The following is a 17,648-nucleotide window of genomic DNA, read 5'->3' on the forward strand; positions in this document are numbered from 1 at the left end:
CCATGACCGCCAGACCGGATGTGAAAGCCTTTTTCGACGAAGCCACCCATACGGTGAGCTATGTGGTGTCCGACCCGGCCACCAAGCAGGCCGCCCTGGTCGATTCGGTGCTGGACTACGACCCGAAATCGGGCCGCACCTCCAAGGCTGGCGCCGATGCGATGATCGCCTATGTGCGCGAGAACGGCCTCACCGTGCAGTGGATCCTGGAGACCCATGTGCATGCCGACCACCTTTCGGCCGCGCCCTATCTGAAAGACCAGGTCGGCGGGCAGCTGGCCATCGGGTCGAATATCCGCACCGTGCAGGACGTGTTCGGCAAGGTGTTCAACGCCGGCACCGAGTTCGCCCGCGACGGCTCGCAATTCGACCGCCTGTTCGAGGACGGCGAGACGTTTCAACTGGGCTCTATCGAGGCCAAGGCGATCCACACGCCCGGCCACACGCCGGCCTGCATGACCTATGTGATCGGCGATGCGGGGTTTGTGGGCGACACGCTGTTCATGCCCGATTACGGCACGGCGCGGTGCGATTTCCCCGGCGGCGATGCGCGCCAGCTCTACCGCTCCATCCGGAAAATCTTCGCCCTGCCGGACGAGACGCGCCTGTTCATGTGCCACGACTATCTGCCCGAAGGGCGCAGCGACTATCAGTGGGAGACCACGGTCGGCGCCCAGAAGGCGCACAATATCCATGTCCATGAGGGCGTCAGCGAGGATGAATTCGTGAAAATGCGCGAACAGCGCGACGCCACGCTGGCCATGCCGGTGCTGATCCTGCCGTCGGTGCAGGTGAACATGCGCGCCGGCCACTTCCCCCCGGCGGACGATAACGGCCTGACCTATCTGAAAATCCCGGTGGACGCGCTGTAGGCGGCGCGCTGCGCCCGCGCCTCACTCCTGCTCGGCCGTATCGTCCCAGTTATACTGGTCGGGATAGAGCGTGTCGGCCAGGAAGGATTTCGACGTCGCCCATTTCGGCAGGCAGCTCACCTCGCCGCGCAGCGCCATCTTCACCAGATTGCGGATCCGCCGGGTCAGCTCGGCGTGGTTCTTCTCGCTCTCGCGCCGGGCGGCCTCATCATTCTCCGGCGGCAGGGGCAGCTCCCCCAGCACCCGGGCGGCGCCCAGCATGCGCTCGGCCAGTTGCATGGTCTGGCTGGCCGATTTCAGCTCGCCGTCCACCATCAGCGCAAAGGCGGCTTTCATCGCCCGCTCGCCCGCAATCCGGGCCTGTATCGGGCAGATGAACTGATACGGGGCGTCCGGCTCGTCCCCCGGTCCGGGTTCAGGCCGAGGCTCGGGCGCGGGCCCGGCTTGAGGCTCAGGTCCGGGCTCAGGGTGAGGCTCCGGCCCGCCCTCCGCCTGCGGCGCCGTGTCCGCTCCGGTTTCGCCTGGGGCCGGGCTTGCCTCCGCCCGTTCGCCGAAGGCGGCGCGCATGCGCGCCGCGGCCATGTCCATGGTGCGCCAGCCCCCTTCCGCCGCCCAGCGGTGCAGGGTGGAGACCGGCACGCCCAGCTGGCGGGCGACCTCGTGCATCACCACGCCTTCCTCGCGCATCGCGCGCGCCGCCGCGATCAGATCCGCCCGTTCCTCATCACATCGCCAGTTTGTCATGGGTGACATGATAAGGCCCGCAGGCCGGGAGGGGGATTGGCGCCGGGACGATCCCCTGAACTCACGCCCCGCCACAACCGGCGTTTCCCCGTCGAAAGACTAGGCCCAGACAGACCGCGGCTCTGGGTCCCGGCGTGCGCCGGGAAAACGCAAAGGGGGGGATGGCCTGCGCCCCCATTCACCGCCGGTTCAGCCCGGCCCGATCACGCTCGGGCGCAAGACAGGGGGAGGCGTCTCATGGCGGCGATGCTCACCGGGGCGGGACAGGCGGCGGCGGCGGGGCTCGCGCTTGTAAGCGGCGCCAGTGCGGCCGATATCGCGCCGGACTGCACCTGGAACGGCCAGCCCCTGCACGGCCGGGTCCAGGTGGTCACCAGTTTTCCCGATATCCGCGTCCAGCGCGTCACCAGCTTCCCCGATCTGCGCGTCCAGTGGGTGTCCAGCTTCCCCGATTCATGCGGCCGCTGGCGCGAGGTCACCAGCTTTCCCGACTTCACCATCGCGTATGTGGACAGCTTCCCGGATATAAGGGTGCAGGAAGTGGGGAGCTTTCCGGGGGTGAGGCCGTAAAGTCTGGTCCGGGGGATCGTTCGACGGGCTGAACGGTGAGGGGGGAGATGCAGCCGCCCTTTCCTCCCCCGTTTACGGGGGAGGTGGTCCGAAGGACCGGAGGGGGGAAACGCCCCGCGCCGCCTGCACCGCCTTCAAACCCGGAACCGCCCCATCCCCCCTCCGTCCGCTACGCGGACACCTCCCCCGCAAGCAGGGGAGGAAAAAAGACATATTTCCCCCTCCCCCTCGTGGGGAGGGTGGCTGAGCGCAGCGATGCCGGGCGGGAGCGCCGCCGAAGGCGGCCCCTACAATCCTGCACCGTATGGCGCTTCACCCCACCCGGCCCGGGGCTGACGCCCCGGCCCACCCTCCCCATCAAGGGGAGGGCAAAAGTGACACCGCCCTCAATCCGCACATCTGCCTTCCCGGAATTTGCGAAGCAAATATCCGGGACCCATCCCCCATAGTTTCCAACCGCCGCAGCGGCCGCCAATGACCGGTGGATGGATCCCGGGTCTCCCCCGGATCAAGTCCGGGGTCGCCCGGGAAGGCAGCGTGGGTTGATGTGATAATCCCCCATACCGTCCCGGACTTCAGTCCGGTCAGCCTTGAACCGCCGGAGCGCTGCCGAGAATGGGCGGCTGTGGGGTTGAGGGGAAGGCTGAGACGGGAAATGGGCGCTCTGTCTATTCTATGATAATTCCAAAATGGAGCATGAAAACCAAATCAATTACCAATATAAGTTACATTAATCTTATTGCTGACCATTTCTCCAAAACCACGCGCAATTGATTCCCTGCATTTGTGATAAAAAAATTGCAGCAGAAGCGCTATTTCTTGCCATCCTGTATATGCAGGAGTTACGTAATATTTGAACCCCGTCTACTCTTTCAAGATAATTGTCGTCACATTTTTTTGCAAAGGATTTTATTTTTGTTTTTCCGCCGGAGCCCTCATAATCTGGATCATAAACATAGCCATGCCCGTAGTGGTTTTGCATAGCGATCTCGTCTGCAAGCATCCAATTTTCTTTCATTTTATTAGCAATGCCGATGCGTAAATCAAAACCCGGACCCAATTCATTTTTGCACTCTAATTTTAGGTAACTAATTACCTCATCAATCGGTTCTGGGTTCGATTCATGATCGATCCAGATGATTGCGCACTGATGAGAATTCCTTAGTGCTCTTAGGTGAGTTGAAATGTGTTTCCATAAGCGTTCTTTACATACAGTGTTGCCATTGGGAATAATCCTTATTGGAAAGCGCCTGCCGCAAATAGCCTCAATGAAATCCCGTTCCATATCTCCATCTACTATAAATATCATATCTAGTAATCTCCAAGGGATCCTGCAAGGGCATAATAACTAAGTCCAAAGCCGGTATTTTTTATTTCTTCCCGGATAATTTCAGAATTTTTCGGCCTTGATGCGACAGTCCTCCCATCTCTATAGTCTGTTACGATCACCTCTTCAGGTTGGCAGTAATCGAGCAGAGTCATGCTATGTGTTGAAACCATAGCAATCCCGCGACCCGATGATATGGAGCTGTTCTCTCTAATCAGATCGAATAGCTCTCTTTGCATCTTAGGGTGTAGAAAGTTTTCTGGCTCTTCAATGCTAAATATACCAAATTCACTATGAAGAGCAGTGACTAAAGAAAGCCATTTTGCAGTTCCGTCACTCATCGATGAAAGTGGTATATCAATATTTTTGTCATCGACTTTCATTTGAAAATAAACTATGTGCTTGTTAAGGAGATAGTCTGATTTTACATTCATAGATTCTATGCTGGTATTAATTAGTTTCATGTATTTCGATATTATTTTAAAGGCGCTTCGAGAAACACGGTGGCGTTGACCGCCAATATAACGGATTTGTGGGCGGAGGCCTTCCTGCGCGAGTTTGAGTGAGTGAAGGGTCGCTGCTAGACCTGATCCATCGGATCCCAAACCAAACCCACTTGCAATATCGTCAGGAGCTTTGGCTTTGGTTGGATCAATATTGTAAGGAGATCCAGCTGCCAAATCCGCTTCGATAGACCGCATAACGCTGAAGCTTAATGAGAGAGACCTTAAAATGCACGCCTGTTCGTAGGCGGCATAAGATAGAGACCGCTTTACTGAATCAATAGACTCTTCCCTGGGGTATTTTCTAACATATTCATCAAATAGATCGCCATTTTTTACTTCAACTTTTGTTATAAATGGCTTGGGGCCTTCATTATTTTCTATTATCTCTGCGTTGAAGTCCCAATCAACATTGTCTGGGGCGATTAGCGACAAAGTCCGTGGTTGCCGTGACATTGCTTTAACAGAAAAAGACTGACGCCTAAATCGTGCCTCTGAGATTGTTTTGTCAAAATATATGCTCCCCTCATACCTATAGCGGAACGATTTAATTCCACTTTCCGCCTCATTTCCATAAGCTTTGCTCAGGCCATAAAGCGTAAAGTTGAGGATTGGTGAGCCGCTTTGAAGGTTCTCGTGGCTAAATACACCAGGGGCGCCCCCTGAGTGACCGATTGCCCGCCGGAGGCCAATTTTAGATAAATTTGATACAAATTCGAAAAAGGCAAATATATTTGTCTTCCCAGATCCGTTTGGGCCAATAAAAACATTTAATCCCGGTTCGAGCGCTATCTCGAATTCGTGAAGGGACCTATATCCGTCAACCTTGATGTTTGTAAGCATTATAATTACTTTCCCATGGGATGTTCATTCTTTAGTTATTATTTTTGCCAATTTGTATAGGCTTGTGTAGAGAAGCTTCCACGAGATATGAGCGGAAGGTTGAACTTTTTTGCCCCTGCTTACTCCCCCAACCGCTTTATCTCATCCCGCAACCGCGCCGCTTCCTCGAACTCCAGGTTCGCCGCCGCTTCGCGCATGCGTTTCTCCAGATCGGCGATGACCGCCCGCAGATTATTGGGTTCAAATGGAGCGTGTTCTTCTGCAACCGTCAAGCGTTTGCTATCCCGCCCGCGCCCCCGCGCCTTCGCTGACCGGCCCTTGGCGGTTTCTTCCATCACGCCCTGGAGCACGTCGGAGACGCCGCGCACCACGGTGGTGGGGGTGATGCCGTGGGCGGTGTTGTGGGCGATCTGTTTGGTGCGGCGGCGTTCGGTTTCGTCCATGGCGCGCTGCATGGAGCCGGTGATGCGGTCGGCGTAGAGGATGACGCGGCTTTCCGAGTTGCGCGCGGCGCGGCCGATGGTCTGGACGAGGCTGGTTTCGGAGCGCAGGAAGCCTTCCTTGTCGGCGTCGAGAATGGCGACCAGGCCGCATTCGGGGATGTCGAGGCCCTCGCGTAGCAGGTTGATGCCCACCAGCACGTCATAGACGCCCAGGCGCAGATCGCGGATCAGCTCGATGCGTTCGACCGTGTCCACGTCCGAATGCATGTAGCGCACGCGCACGCCCTGCTCGTGCATGTATTCGGTCAGGTCCTCGGCCATGCGTTTGGTCAGCGTGGTGATGAGGGTGCGCAGGCCCCTGGCGGCCACGGCGCGGGCCTCGTCGATGACGTCATCGACCTGGCTGAAGCCCTTGGCGGCCACGGGGCGGACTTCCACCGGCGGGTCGATCAGGCCGGTGGGGCGGATCACCTGTTCGATGAAGGCGCCGCCGGTCTGGTTGAGCTCCCATTTGCCCGGCGTGGCGCTGACATGGATGGTGGCCGGGCGCATGGCCTCCCATTCCTCGAATTTGAGCGGGCGGTTGTCCAGGCAGGAGGGCAGGCGGAAGCCGTGCTCGGCCAGGGTGCGCTTGCGGTTGAAGTCGCCGCGGTACATGGCGCCCAGCTGCGGGATGGTGACATGGCTCTCGTCGACGAAGACCAGGGCGTTGTCGGGCAGGTATTCGAAGAAGGTGGGCGGCGGCTCGCCGGGCTTGCGGCCGGTGAGATAGCGCGAATAGTTCTCGATGCCGTTGCAGCTGCCGGTGGCTTCCAGCATTTCCAGGTCGAAGGCGGTGCGCTGGGCCAAGCGCTGGGCTTCCAGCAGCTTGCCATTGGCCTCCATCCAGTCGAGGCGCTCTTTCAGCTCGGTTTTGATGGCGGCGATGGCCTGGTTGAGGGTGGGGCGCGGGGTGACATAGTGGGAGTTGGCGTAGACGCGCACGGCGTCCAGGCTCGCCTCGGCGCGGCCGGTGAGCACGTCGAACTCGTCAATGGACTCGATCTCGTCGCCGAAAAAGCTGACGCGCCAGGCGCGGGAGTCGGCGTGGGCGGGGAAGATCTCGATGACATCGCCGCGCACCCGGAACGTGCCGCGGGTGAAGGCGGCGTCATTGCGGGCGTATTGCAGGGCGGCCAGCTGGCGCATCACCTCGCGGGGATTTTTCTCCTCCCCCCGCTTCAGGTCGAATACCATGGCGGTATAGGTCTCCACCGAGCCTATGCCGTAAATGCAGCTGACCGAGGCGACGATGATGACGTCATCGCGCTCCAGCACCGAGCGCGTGGCCGCATGGCGCATGCGGTCTATGGCCTCGTTGATGGAGGAATCCTTCTCGATGAAGGTGTCGGTGCGCGGGACATAGGCTTCAGGCTGGTAATAATCATAATAGGAAACGAAATACTCCACCGCATTTTCCGGAAAAAATGATCTGAACTCGCCATAAAGCTGCGCCGCCAGCGTCTTGTTGGGCGCCAGGATGAGGGCCGGGCGCTGCAGCCGGTCAATGATCTGGGCCATGGTGAAGGTCTTGCCAGAGCCGGTCACCCCCAGCAGCACTTGGTCGCGCTCGCCCTCCTTCACGCCCGCGCACAGGGCCTCGATGGCCTGGGGCTGATCGCCGGCGGGCCGGTATTCGGCGTCCAGGATGAAGGCCTTGCCGCCCTCGGACTTGTCCGGGCGGTCGGGGCGGTGGGGCGTCCAGCTGGCCGGCAGGCTCAGCGGATCGGTGATTCCATCGGGCAGGGGTCCGCCCTCAAAGGCCGCCTGACCCATGTCCGACACCCCGTCCGGGGCCAGCGTATCGTCTGCGGTAATGCGCGCCATGACGGCCAATATGGCGGGTGACGGCGGGCTTGAACAGGCGCGCAAGTGTTGGTTAACCCTGCCCGGGCAGTGTGGGGTCCAGTCCACGCCGGGGCGGGAAAGCCATGTCAGGCAGCTTTGATCGCGTGCGGGTCCTGATCCTTGAGGACAATGCGCACATGTCCACCATCCTGCGCACGATTCTGCAGGGGTTCGGCGTGCGCGCCATCGCCGAGACGCGCGACGCCGCCGATGCGTTCGAAACCATGCGCAGCACCAATCCCGACCTGGCGCTGGTGGACTACATGCTGGGCGATGTGGACGGGCTGGAATTCACCCGCCTGATCCGCACCGCGTCCGACAGCCCCAACAAATACCTGCCCATCATCATGGTGTCCGGCCATACCGACCGCAAACGGGTGATGGAGGCGATCAATGCGGGCGTGAACGAGTATCTGGCCAAGCCGGTGCGCCCGGTAGATCTGTATAACCGGCTGGTCTCGCTGATCGAGCGCCCGCGCCGTTTCGTCAAGGCGCCCGGCTATTTCGGCCCCGACCGCCGCCGCCGCCAGGATCCGCGCTATAACGGCCCCTGGCGCCGCGCCACGGACGAGCAGAACGCGGACAAGGACGCCGGTTAGGGCTTCGCCTAACCCCGCGCCGCTTTCAGCACTGCGTCAATCTCTTCACTGGTGGTGCACCAGCTGGTGACAAAGCGGGCTGAACCGTCGGGCCAGGCGTAGAATTGCGCGCCGGCGTCTCGCAGGCGCTGGCTGAGGGCCGGGGTGAGGCGCACGAACACCTCATTGCCGTCAGCCGGGTGGGCGAGTTCGGCGCCGTCCGCACGGGCGAGGCGCTCGGCCAGGCGCGCGGCGGCGGCGTTGGCCTGGCGGGCCAGGGTCAGCCAGAGATCGCCCTTGAGCCAGGCATCCATCTGGGCGGCCATGAAGCGCGCCTTGGGCGCCATGTGGCCGGACCGCTTGAGCCGCGCCTGCAGGGCGGGCAGGCGGTCCATCACGGACGGGAACAGGATTACCGCTTCCGCGCCCAGCGCCCCGGTCTTGGTGGCGCCCAGGCACAGCGCGTCCACGCCGGCTTTCCAGCTCATTTCCGCAGGCGTGCAGCCCAGCGAGACCAGCGCGCTGGCGAAGCGCGCCCCGTCCATGTGTACGAACAGGCCACGCTCGCGCGCCCGGCTCGTGAGGACGTGGAGTTCATCAAGGCTATAGGCGCAACCCGCCTCATTGAGCTGGGACAGGCTCAGCACGGCCGGAGGCGGGGCGTGGACGAAATCGGCGGGCCACTGGGCCAGCGCGCTGTCCAGCGCCTGGAGATCGATCTTGCCGTGTTCGCCCTGAAGCGGCAGCAGTTTGGCGCCGCCGGTGAAAAACTCCGGCGCGCCGCGCTCGTCGCGGTGGATATGGGCCTCGTCATGGCACAATACCTGCGCATCGCATGGGCACAGCACAGACAGGGCCAGCGCATTGGCGGCCGTGCCCGACACGGTCAGCACAACCGCCAGATCGGTCTCGAAAATATCGCGCAGGCGCTGCGTGACCTGCGCGCTCAACGGATCAGCGCCATAGCTGGGCGCAAAGCCCTCATTGGCGCGCGCGATCGCCTCGATCAGGACGGGGTGGGCCGGGGCGGTGGTGTCGGACAGGAAATTCATGAGCGGCAATCGAGCGCGCCCGCGCGGCGGCGTCAATGCGTCATGCGCTGCGGGCTATGCCTCTGGCGGGTTTGGGGGTCTAGACTGCGCCGCGAGTCTTCCAGCCCAAGAGAGCGCCCATGCCCGTTTCCGATCCCGTCGCCCGTCCGTTCGATACGCCCGAGCGCCAGGCTTTCCGCGAGAGCGTGGAGCGGTTTGTCGCGCGCGAGATCGCGCCTCATGCTGACGTCTGGGACGAGGCGGGGGATTTTCCCTGGGAATTGCACGAAAAGGCCGGCGCGCTGGGCCTGTTTGGCCTGGGCATCCCTGAGGAATACGGCGGGGCGGGCTTTGACGACGCCTTCATGCGCCTCGATGCCGGCGTGGCGCTGGGTTATGCGGGGGTGGGCGGAGTCAACGCCTCGCTGGGCGCGCGCAACATCATGACCGGTCCGATCCTGTCGCTGGCCAGCGAAGACGTGAAGCGAGCTGTGCTGCCCGAGATCGTCTCGGGCCGCGTCGGCGGGGCGCTGGCCATGACCGAGCCGTCGGGCGGATCGGATCTCGCGCGCATGAAGACGAGCGCCCGGCGCGAGGGCGATGACTGGCTGATTGATGGGGAGAAGACCTTCATCACCGGCGGCATCAAGGCGCACTGGTATGTGGTGGGCGCACGCACGGGCGGTGAGGGGTTTGGCGGCATTTCGCTTTTCCTGGTGCCTCGTGAGGCGCCGGGGTTCGCCCGCACGCCGCTGGAGCGCAAGATGGGCTGGTGGTGTTCAGACACAGCCACGCTCCATTTTGACGCCTGCCGCGTGCCGGCCTCCGCCCAGCTGGGCGAGGAGGGGCTGTGCCTGCTCGCCGTGATGGACAATTTCAATTATGAGCGCCTGTCCCTGGCGGCCGGGTGCCTGGGCATGGCCCGCCGGTGCCTGGATGACGCGGTGGACTGGGCGCGTCAGCGCGAGACCTTCGGCAAGCCGCTGATCCGCCATCAGGTGATCCGTCACAAGATCGCTGAGATGAGTGCGCGGATTGATGCGCTGGACGGCTATCTGCAGGTGCTGGCCGCCGCCATCAACGCCGCGCGCGAGACGGGCGGCCCGCTGCCGGCGGCGGGCCTGGCCAAGGTGAAATTCCTCGCCTCGGGCGTGGCCGAGCACTGCGCCAGCGAGGCGATGCAGGTGCTGGGCGGGGCGGGTTATCTGCGCGGGTGCGCCGTGGAGCGCATCTATCGCGAGGTCAAGGTGATGGCCATTGGCGGCGGGTCGGAGGAGATCATGCGCGATCTGGCCGTGCGCCAGATGGGTCTGTGACCGGCTTTCAGGCGCATTTTCGAACCGCGAAACCGGTTCCCGCTTTCACTGAAAAGGCTTTAGGCCGCCTCCCCGCCCGCCAGCAGGGACTGGATTTGCGCCAACTTGGGCCGCGCGTCCGGGCTGGCGGCTTCGGTACGGCCCATTTCCGATGACAGCGCCCGCATGGCGCGCCCCTGAGCGTCCTGGCGGCAACGCCCCAGGGGCAGTACGCCCGAAGCGGCCAGCTTGAGCAAGGCGGCGGCCCGGTCCAGGGCGGGACGCCCGGATTCATCCACCCGCGCCAGAATTTTCGTCTCGTCCAGTATCTGAAGTCCCAGCGCGTCGAAGGCCTCGACCAGTTCGGCCTTGTCGCTTTCGGGGAAGGATCCTTTCAGGGCGCGCGCCTGCAGCTGGGTCAGGCGCGAGAGCCTTTCCAGCGGCTGGCCCGGCCCGCGCAGGAACCAGGTTTCAACGCCCGGCGTCTTGAGCCGGGCCCGGATATAGCTGGCGAGCTTCTTCTTGTTGGTCTCGCCCACAATATTGTCTTCCATGGCGAACAGCCGGTCGAAGGCTTCGGGCGGGCCCATGCACCCCTCCAGCGCCTCTTCCACGGCCTCTGGCGCCAGCAATCGCCCGGACCGGCTGGTGAAGGCCTCCACCAGCGCATCGGGATGCAGATCGGGGCCTGACACCATGATCAGGCGCTGGGCGAGTTTGCGCGACAGCTCGATCTCGCGCATCACGCTGTCAGGACGCAGCCGCTTGGGCGAGCGCAGCAGCGACAGGATGCGGCTGGCGATCTGGCCCTTCGCATCGGGCAGTTCGCGCGCCGCGAAGCGGGCGGCCAGGCGCCGCGCCTCGTCCGGGGCGCTGGCCAGATCGGGGTGGGCGGGCTTGGCCTCATAAAGGCCGGTGAGCCGCTCCACATGGGCGCCGGCGTCCGGGCCGGGACCGGTCAGGGCATTCACCGCGCTCTCGAAACTCAGCATTTCAGCCAGGAAGGCGTCGGCCTGGGCCAGGGCGAAGGCGCGCGCCTCGGGCGCGGCGGGCAGGTCCTCGAGCATGTCCAGCAGGAGCACGGTCTTGGCGCTGATATCGCGTGCATCGGCCAGCCGGTCGGCAATGGCCCGCCGCATACGCTTCTCCGGCCCCCCTTCGGCGAGAATCTTGTCGGTCAGTTCGGCGAAGCTGTTGGCCTTGGGCGGCGCCTTGCCAGCCTTGATCTCGCGCCGGGCCTCGGTGGTGGCGCGTTCCACCAGGGCGTTGAGCAGTTTGACATAGGCTTGGACCGACGCGTCGCTGGACTGGGCGCGGGCGATGGCCACTTTCTGCACGGCGTGCTGGAGATCGGTCTCCGAGCCGTCGAGATCCTCTATGAGGTCTGGCCGGCTGAGCAGCTCAAGCGGGCAGACCTGTCGGCGCTCCAGCCAGCCCGACAACACCCGCCGGATCGTGTCGCGCGCCGAGGCGCCAAAAAAGTCCGAGGGCGTAACGCAAGGCAGGCTCGCCTCGCCGGTCTTCTCGTCTGATGCGCTGAAGCGCTCGGGGCCGGCCTCGAAAATCGCGCCGCCGCGGAACGCGCCTTCTTCGGCGCTCCAGACTTCGCGCACCACGCGCACCGAGCCCTGGGGCGACTTGTCCTTGAGTTCGCGCGCCAGCTTCAGGGCGGCGTCGCGGTCATGCAGGGCTTCGGCCAGCGTCCAGGACGCCTTGCGGTGCTTCTTGACGAACACCTCGAAATGGATGTCTCTGCCCGCCATGCCGGTCTGCCCCCGGTTCAATCACAGGGGTCAGAATGGCGCCGCAGGCTTAACCGCGCGTAACCATGCTTTGCACGCGCGCCGGGCGCCGATAAGCTAGACGTCGACAAGGGAGCGGTTCGCCAGTGAATCGCTCGACGCTGCAACAGGAAAGAGCGCCCATGGCCACGATCGCGCTGGTTGACGATGACGAGAACATCCTCACATCGGTCTCGATCTTTCTGGAAAACGAAGGCTATGCGGTGCGCACCTATACTGACGGGGCGGCCGCCCTGGGCGAATTGTCGGCCCAACCACCCGATCTGGCGATTTTCGACATCAAGATGCCGCGCATGGACGGGCTGGAGTTGTTGCGCCGGGTGCGCCAGACCTCCAACCTTCCGGTGATCTTCCTGACCTCAAAGGATGGTGAGTTTGACGAAGCGCTGGGGCTCGATCTGGGTGCGGACGATTATATCGCCAAACCGTTCTCCCACCAGCTGCTGGCGCGCCGGGTCAAGGCGGTGCTGCGCCGCGCCCAGTTTGATCCCGATACGCCGGGCGCAGCGGGCGAGAGCGACCAGAAGGCGATCCAGCGCGGCCGGCTGATCATGGACCCCAACCGCCATGCCTGCACCTGGGACGGCCGGCCCGTGCGCCTGACCGTGACCGAATTCCTGATCCTGCAGGCGCTGGCCAACCGGCCGGGCTTCGTGAAGAGCCGCGACAATCTCATGGACGCGGCCTATGACGATCAGGTCTATGTCGATGACCGCACCATCGACAGCCATATCAAGCGCATCCGCAAGAAATTCCGGGAGGTCGACTCCGAGTTCGACGGCATCGAGACCCTGTATGGCGTGGGTTACCGTTACAAGGAGGCTTGAGCCCCTGCGCGCGCGCCTGCGCCGGGCGTTCAAGCGGCTGCGTTTGACCCGCCTGCCGCCCTTGCGGCTGTGGATGTGGATCGCCGGGGTCAATGCTCTGGCCCTGATCGTCATGGCGATCGGCATGTACGCCATCACCGAGGCGCGCCGCGGCCTGGTGGCCGCCAAGCTGGACTCCCTCACCGCCCAGGCCGAGATCATCTCCAGCGTGATCACCGAAACGGCGGTCTATGGCGACGAGCCCGGCCCGCGCATGGACAATGATTCGGCGCGCGAAGTGCTGCGGCGGCTGTCCTCGCTCTACGTGCCCGCCCAGTCGCGCGCCATCCTGCACGCCCCCGGCCCGTCGCGCATCGCTGACAGCGACCTGATCGCAGGACAGGTGGAGACCACGCTCCTGCCGCCGCCGGGCGAAGCCCCCTCCGCCCCGTCCCGCCCCGCCGGCGACCTGCTGGCTCCACTGGGCGAGTGGATTTCCATGCTGTGGACCACGCGCGAAACGCGCGCCTATCTCGATCTCACCCTGGCCGATGAAGTGGCGCTGGCCTTCGAGACCGGCGATCCCCAGCGCGGGGTGAGGCGCGCAGCCGACGGCTCGCGCGTGGTGTCGGTCACCCTGCCCATCCAGCTGATCCAGGCGGTGGTGGGCACGGTGACCTATGAATCCTACGATCTTGACGAGCTGATCGCTGAGGAGCGGGTCTTCCTGACCTATTTCCTGCTCACCGCCTTCGTGATCATCTTCGTGGGCACGGTGCTGCTGACCGTGTCCATTGCGCGGCCCTTGAGCCGGTTGGCGCATGCGGCCCGTCAGGTCCGGCTGGCGGGCGGGGCGCGCGTGCCCATGCCCCAGCTGGGGCGAACGATTGACGAGATCGGCGCGCTTTCCACCGCCTTCATCCAGATGACCAATGCGCTCTATGACCGGCTGGACGCCATCGAAAGCTTCGCCGCCGACGTGGCCCACGAGATCAAGAACCCGCTCACCTCGATCCGCTCTGCGGCGGAAATCCTGCCCTCGGCCCGCGATGACGCCCAGCGTGCGCGCCTGATCGCGGTGATCCAGCATGATGTGCGCCGGCTGGACCGGCTGATCACCGACATCTCCAACGCCTCGCGCCTGGATGCGGAGCTGGCGCGCGAGGATCTCGCCCTCATCGATCTCGAACGCCTGCTGGGCGATATCGCCGGGCTCTACCGGCCCGATCCGGACGCCGATGAACCCGGCGCAGAAGTGGTGCTGGAGTCTGCGGGCGGGCCGCTTGTGATGCGCGGCCATGAAGGCCCGCTCAGCCGCGTCTTCATCAATCTGGTGGACAATGCGCGCACCTTCTCGCCAGAGGGCGCCCGCGTGCGCGTAACGGCGCGCCGCGCCGGCGGTGCTCATGGGCGCCTGATCGTGACGGTGGAGGATGAAGGGCCGGGCATTCCCGAGGAATCGCTGGAATCGATTTTCGAGCGCTTCTACACCAAGCGCCCTGACGGGACGGCCTTCGGCGCCCATTCCGGGCTGGGCCTGGCCATTGCGCGCCAGATCATCAACGCCCATGGCGGGACCATCCGGGCGGGCAACCGGACCCGGGGCGGGGCGGTGTTCACGGTGGACCTGCCCGCCGCCCGCTGACGCGTCTCTGGCGCCACAGTGTGTGACCCTTCTGCCCGCCGGGTCTTTTCGCAGACGAAAAACCAGTCTTACATGGCTGTCACAAGCGCCCGCCCTGAAAAGCGGCTCACGGACACAGGAACTGATTGCGCCGTCATGATCGGCATCGTCGTCGTCACCCATGGCCGTCTGGCCGACGAGCTGATCCTGGCCGCCGAGCACGTGGTGGGGCCTCTCAAGGCGTGCCGGGCGGTCTCCATCGGCGCGGACGACGATATGGAGACCCGCCGCGGTGACATTCGCGATGCGATTCGCGGCGCAGATCAGGGCGAAGGCGTGATCGTGATCACCGATATGTTCGGCGGCACGCCCTCCAATCTGTCCATCTCGCTCCTCGAGCGGGGCCGGGTGGAGGTCATTGCCGGCGCCAATCTGCCCATGATGATCAAGCTGGCTGAAGCGCGCGGAAGCTTGCCGCTCACCGCTCTGGCCGATTGCGTGAGTGATGCGGGCAAGCGCTATATCGCCGTGGCGTCGCGGCTGATGGACGGGCCGGCATGAAGGCGGAGCGTACGGTGACCATCTGCAATCCCAAAGGATTGCATGCCCGCGCATCGGCGAAATTCGTGGCCGAGGCCGCCGCCACCGGGGCTCGGGTGACTGTGGCGCGCAAGGGCGAGGAAGTGGCCGCTGATTCCATCATGGAGCTCCTTATGCTGGCCGCCGGCCCGGGTGAGGCGATTACGATCCGCGCCGAGGGCGAAGCGGCTGAAAGCGCCGTCGACGCACTGGCGGCGCTGGTGGAGTCCGGCTTCGGCGAGCTCAGCTGAAACCGGTCCGCCAGGCGCCATCGCGCACAGAAAGGCGGGGCCATGGCTCGCAACGCAAAACGCAAGGGCGCGGGCCGCTCAAAACCCTCCCGGTCAGGGCGCGGCGCGGCGTCACGCCGCCAGCAATTCCTGACCCGCACCGCGCGCGTGTTCGATCTGTCGGAGACGGCGGCCGAACAGCTCATGAGCCAGGGCCGGCGCCAGAGCCTGCGCTTCAACCCGCTGGCGGGCGCGCCGCGCGCCTCCTTCGAGGCCGCCCTGGCGCCATGGGCGGACGGCCTGACGCCCATAGAATGGTGCGACGGCGCCTGGCACATGGATCTGCCGCCCGGCGGGGTCTTGCCCGAAGACATGTTCGTCAGCGGCCAGGCCTTCATCCAGAACGCCTCGAGCTTCATCCCGGTGCTGGCCCTCGACCCGCAGCCGGGCGAGCGCATTCTCGATCTGTGCGCGGCGCCGGGGGGCAAGACCTCCCATATCGCCGCGCTGACCGGCAACAGCGCCGAGATCTGGGCCAATGACGCTCTGCCCGCCCGCCTGCCCAAGCTGCACGAGGTGCTGGATCTCCTGCATGTGCAAACGGTTGAGATCACCGGCCATCCCGGCCAGTTCATCGACCGCTTTCTGGAGGGGCCGTTCGACCGCATCCTGATCGACGCCCAGTGCACCGGGGAGGGGATGATCGATCTGCGCCGCCCGGCGAGCTTGCGCTACTGGTCCATGGAGCGCATCGCCGAATATGGCCGGCTGCAGCGCAAGATGCTCAGCGCTGCAGCCAAGCTGCTCAAGCCCGGCGGGGTGATGGTGTATTCCACCTGCACGATCGCCCCGGAAGAAAACGAGGCGCCGGTCCACACCCTGCTGTCGCGCAACGCAGACATGACGCTGGAGCCTGTGGACATCGCTGCGCCCGGCCTGATCCCGGCGCGCACGCGCTGGGAGGGCGAGGCCTTCGATCCGCGTCTCAGCCACGCCCGCCGGGTGCTGCCCAGCGCGTTTCTGGAAGCCTTCTTCGTCGCCCGGTTCAGGAAGGCCGGTTAATCCTTGTCCGCGTCCTTGCGCCGTCCGCGTTCGCGGCGGGGCGCTTCGGGCTCGGGCGGCGGGGCGCTGGCGCCGTCAATGACCACCATCACCTCTCCGCGCGGGGGCTCGGAAAAGCGGGCGCTGAGTGCCGAGAGGTTCGCGCGCTCGGTCAGCTCGAACATTTTGGTGATTTCCAGGCAGACCGCGCCCTGAATATCGCCCAGCACCGCCAGCGCATCCTCAAGAAGGCCCGGCAGACGGTGGGGCGCCTCCATCATCACCAGCGTGGCCTGATGGCGCCGGGCGCGGTCGAGCCAGTTGCGCCGCTGGCCGCTCTTGCGCGGGGGAAAGCCGAGAAACACAAACTCGTGGGCGGGCAGGTTGGACAGGACCAGCGCGCTTAAGACCGCCGAGGCGCCCGGGATCACCCGCACCTCCAGTCCGCGCTCATAGCAGGCCGACACCACGCGGAAGCCCGGATCATTGACGCCCGGCGTGCCTGCATCGCTGCACAGCGCGACGGTCTGCCCGCGCGCCACCAGATCGGCGATGCCGGACGCGCTGTGGCGCTCATTATGGTCATGGCAGGCGATCAGGCGCCGGGGCGCAATGCCGTAATGATCCAGAAGCTTGCGGGTATGGCGCGTGTCTTCAGCCGCGATCACGTCGGCCTCGGCCAGGATGCGCGCCGCCCGGTAGGTCAGATCCTCCAGATTGCCGATGGGCGTGGCCACCAGATAGAGGGTTCCGGGCTGTTCACGCGCGTCCATGCCGGGCTCCGCCAGCTGCGCCTAGCCGTCGCGCTTGGCCTGGGCCTTCTTGATCTTCTGGGACACCCGGCCCACCTCGCGCGGATCGGTGATCTGCTCGCGCTTGGCGCTGGTCTTCTTCTTCATGCCCTCGCTGGCGGTGCGCGAGGCGGGGCGCTTGGCCGCAGAGGCCGCGCGCTTCATCTCCAGCGCCTTCTTCATGCCCGAGCGGGTCGCTTCGCGCGCTGAAGCCTCTGAGCGCCGGGCGTGCTCGGCATTGAGGCGTTTGAGCGCGTTGGACAGGGCGGCGGCCTTTTCCTTGGAGCCGAGATTGTCAGCGGCCGGCTTGGCGCCCTGGGCTTTGGCCTTGCCGCGCATCTCGCGGCGCTGGCGCTTGGATATGTCCAGCGCGCGCTGACGGCGCTCACGCACCAGCTTGCGGGTCTCGGCCAGCGTTTTATCGTCGATGTCGGCGAGGGCGGGGTGGTGCGAGCGCTCCACCAGCTCCAGCTCGTCCTTGCTGAACAGGCGGGCTTCATCCTTGCGGCTGACGGCCATGAGTGTGTCCTTCCCTATAAGGCGTTTGCGTCAATCATCGGCGCAAAGCGCCCGCATTGCAAAGCCGCGGCGCCGATGGCGGGCGGGATTTGTCAGATGGGCGGGTTTGATGGCCCCGCCTCTCCGATCCTTAAGGTGCGCGCTGGCGCGATCCGGGCTTGTC

General features: G+C 64.3%; 17 protein-coding genes. 9 read left to right on the forward strand and 8 right to left on the reverse strand.

From position 1 onward, the window contains the following. Positions 1–2: 2 nt before the first annotated feature. Positions 3–872 (forward strand): MBL fold metallo-hydrolase, encoded by an 870-nt coding sequence (locus F1654_RS08830; RefSeq protein WP_150023158.1) that lies wholly within the window; start codon positions 3–5, stop codon positions 870–872. Between the two features lie 21 nt (positions 873–893). Here F1654_RS08830 and F1654_RS08835 read toward each other — a convergent pair whose 3' ends face one another. Next, the gene (locus tag F1654_RS08835) at positions 894–1,625 is read right to left on the reverse strand and encodes a helix-turn-helix domain-containing protein (RefSeq protein ID WP_150023159.1); all 732 of its coding nucleotides are present in this window, start codon (positions 1,623–1,625) and stop codon (positions 894–896) included. A gap of 228 nt (positions 1,626–1,853) precedes the next feature. Between F1654_RS08835 and F1654_RS08840 the strand changes: the two genes are divergently transcribed. Next, positions 1,854–2,186 carry a hypothetical protein gene (locus tag F1654_RS08840; protein WP_233205197.1) on the forward strand — a complete coding sequence of 111 codons (333 nt, stop codon included), beginning with the start codon at positions 1,854–1,856 and terminating at the stop codon, positions 2,184–2,186. 736 nt (positions 2,187–2,922) lie between these two features. On the opposite strand, the gene F1654_RS08845 is transcribed toward F1654_RS08840, so the two are convergent. From F1654_RS08845 to uvrB, 3 genes are all read right to left on the reverse strand, one after another. Beyond that, a complete protein-coding gene (locus tag F1654_RS08845; RefSeq protein WP_233205198.1) occupies positions 2,923–3,495 on the reverse strand; it encodes a hypothetical protein in 573 nt (190 codons plus the stop codon). A 2-nt stretch (positions 3,496–3,497) separates the two neighbouring features. Further along, positions 3,498–4,859 (reverse strand): AAA family ATPase, encoded by a 1,362-nt coding sequence (locus F1654_RS08850; protein WP_150023161.1) that lies wholly within the window; start codon positions 4,857–4,859, stop codon positions 3,498–3,500. A gap of 119 nt (positions 4,860–4,978) precedes the next feature. After that, entirely contained in the window at positions 4,979–7,168 is a 2,190-nt protein-coding gene (gene uvrB, locus F1654_RS08855; RefSeq protein WP_150023162.1) for an excinuclease ABC subunit UvrB, read from the reverse strand. A 104-nt stretch (positions 7,169–7,272) separates the two neighbouring features. Here uvrB and F1654_RS08860 point away from each other — a divergent pair, with 104 nt between their 5' ends. After that, positions 7,273–7,788, forward strand: a complete 516-nt coding sequence (locus tag F1654_RS08860) for a response regulator (protein ID WP_150023163.1) — start codon at positions 7,273–7,275, stop codon at positions 7,786–7,788. 8 nt (positions 7,789–7,796) lie between these two features. Here F1654_RS08860 and F1654_RS08865 read toward each other — a convergent pair whose 3' ends face one another. Then, entirely contained in the window at positions 7,797–8,819 is a 1,023-nt protein-coding gene (locus F1654_RS08865; RefSeq protein ID WP_150023391.1) for a threonine aldolase family protein, read from the reverse strand. 119 nt (positions 8,820–8,938) lie between these two features. Here F1654_RS08865 and F1654_RS08870 point away from each other — a divergent pair, with 119 nt between their 5' ends. Beyond that, a complete protein-coding gene (locus tag F1654_RS08870) occupies positions 8,939–10,114 on the forward strand; it encodes an acyl-CoA dehydrogenase family protein (RefSeq protein ID WP_150023164.1) in 1,176 nt (391 codons plus the stop codon). Between the two features lie 59 nt (positions 10,115–10,173). Here F1654_RS08870 and F1654_RS08875 read toward each other — a convergent pair whose 3' ends face one another. Beyond that, entirely contained in the window at positions 10,174–11,856 is a 1,683-nt protein-coding gene (locus tag F1654_RS08875; protein ID WP_150023165.1) for a hypothetical protein, read from the reverse strand. Between the two features lie 161 nt (positions 11,857–12,017). On the opposite strand from F1654_RS08875, the gene F1654_RS08880 reads away from it, so the two are divergent. The 5 genes from F1654_RS08880 (at position 12,018) to F1654_RS08900 (ending at position 16,196) form a co-directional block, all read left to right on the forward strand. After that, complete coding sequence (locus tag F1654_RS08880) at positions 12,018–12,722, forward strand: response regulator transcription factor (protein WP_150023166.1); 705 nt, start codon at positions 12,018–12,020, stop codon at positions 12,720–12,722. Then, positions 12,691–14,346 carry an ATP-binding protein gene (locus F1654_RS08885; protein WP_233205199.1) on the forward strand — a complete coding sequence of 552 codons (1,656 nt, stop codon included), beginning with the start codon at positions 12,691–12,693 and terminating at the stop codon, positions 14,344–14,346. The genes F1654_RS08880 and F1654_RS08885 overlap by 32 nt, the downstream gene beginning before the upstream one ends. Positions 14,347–14,481: 135 nt before the next feature. Next, positions 14,482–14,886 (forward strand): PTS sugar transporter subunit IIA, encoded by a 405-nt coding sequence (locus F1654_RS08890; protein WP_150023167.1) that lies wholly within the window; start codon positions 14,482–14,484, stop codon positions 14,884–14,886. Next, positions 14,883–15,155: an HPr family phosphocarrier protein gene (locus tag F1654_RS08895; RefSeq protein WP_150023168.1), complete on the forward strand. Its 273-nt coding sequence runs from the start codon at positions 14,883–14,885 to the stop codon at positions 15,153–15,155. The genes F1654_RS08890 and F1654_RS08895 overlap by 4 nt, the downstream gene beginning before the upstream one ends. A gap of 42 nt (positions 15,156–15,197) precedes the next feature. Next, complete coding sequence (locus tag F1654_RS08900) at positions 15,198–16,196, forward strand: RsmB/NOP family class I SAM-dependent RNA methyltransferase (protein ID WP_150023169.1); 999 nt, start codon at positions 15,198–15,200, stop codon at positions 16,194–16,196. Here F1654_RS08900 and rsmI read toward each other — a convergent pair. After that, a complete protein-coding gene (rsmI, locus tag F1654_RS08905) occupies positions 16,193–16,948 on the reverse strand; it encodes a 16S rRNA (cytidine(1402)-2'-O)-methyltransferase (RefSeq protein WP_150023170.1) in 756 nt (251 codons plus the stop codon). The genes F1654_RS08900 and rsmI overlap by 4 nt on opposite strands. A 21-nt stretch (positions 16,949–16,969) precedes the next feature. Beyond that, complete coding sequence (locus tag F1654_RS08910) at positions 16,970–17,485, reverse strand: hypothetical protein (RefSeq protein WP_150023171.1); 516 nt, start codon at positions 17,483–17,485, stop codon at positions 16,970–16,972. Positions 17,486–17,648 lie beyond the last annotated feature (163 nt).

The sequence above is a fragment of the Alkalicaulis satelles genome (assembly GCF_008630495.1).
Lineage (GTDB): Bacteria > Pseudomonadota > Alphaproteobacteria > Caulobacterales > Maricaulaceae > Oceanicaulis > Oceanicaulis satelles.